The following is an 805-nucleotide window of genomic DNA, read 5'->3' as shown; positions in this document are numbered from 1 at the left end:
CTTTTCGTCAAATATTGCAGTGGTGACAAGTGTATTTGTGATATTTTCCATTGATTTTATCTCCTTAGTATTCTTCGGGTAGTAACATTACATAATAAGAAAAGTCTACATCGTCCTCTCGGATGACGTAGACTTTACTAATGTTTACCTGATGATTGTCATTTGCTTTTGTATATTGAAAGTATTCGGGATTTTCTTGAGTATGTCTTATAAAAAGCTTTTGTTGATGCATAATAAACTGAAAGATATGAAAATAGTCCAAGGGTTCTTGTTCGTTAGATGGTTTGGTATCTTTTTGTAGGACGAGGTCACATATTTGATGTTGTAAGGTGATAGGTAAGTTGTTATCGATACCGCGGGTAATATATCTATTCATAAGCGTTTTCCTTTCGTTCTGATTCTTTCATCCAAATGATAATTTCACTAAGAATTGTAATGACGAGTTGTGTAATTTTGATGTATTTATGCATATTATTGTCCTCCTGTTAGTAAGTATCGTTGATCCAAAAGGGGCATGATAGTGTTGTGTAGGTATAAGAAATCCATATCGTGGTTTTCATCAATATAACCAATGGCTATGAGCTGTTTCTGATAGTAGAGAATGAAAGGATAGATATTACTTTCGTGAAGTGTATCAGAGTAGTAGGTGTAGGTTTGAAGTGTTTTATTACTGAGTGGCCCAAGCCTTACATATTGGTCAGGTAAGATATGATCAGCGATTTCCTCGATAGATTCACATTCCCACTTTTCATCTTTTGGCAGTTCGAATAAGTTGGTTATATAGTGCTTGAGTTGTTGTTCTAGT

The 805-nt window shown here is 34.4% G+C and carries 2 protein-coding genes; both read right to left on the bottom strand.

Features of this window, described 5'->3' with window-relative positions; translation table 11 throughout:
- Window positions 1–64 precede the first annotated feature (64 nt).
- A complete protein-coding gene (locus KA909_RS13170) occupies window positions 65–376 on the bottom strand; it encodes a DUF960 family protein (protein WP_210130315.1) in 312 nt (103 codons plus the stop codon).
- Between the two features lie 95 nt (window positions 377–471).
- Window positions 472–805: SAUGI family uracil-DNA glycosylase inhibitor (locus KA909_RS13165; RefSeq protein ID WP_210130314.1), on the bottom strand; the 334-nt coding region annotated here is incomplete at its 5' end.

The organism is Staphylococcus sp. GDX8P54P (assembly GCF_017893165.1).
Classification (GTDB): domain Bacteria; phylum Bacillota; class Bacilli; order Staphylococcales; family Staphylococcaceae; genus Staphylococcus; species Staphylococcus borealis.
The sequence above is the reverse complement of the archived record's forward strand: the minus strand, read 5'-3'. Positions and strand labels throughout refer to the sequence as shown.

What these genes read in the sequence shown, in the direction of transcription:
- KA909_RS13170 (WP_210130315.1), bottom strand. Translation starts at nt 376, where the DNA reads ATGAATAGATATATTACCCGCGGTATCGATAACAACTTACCTATCACC.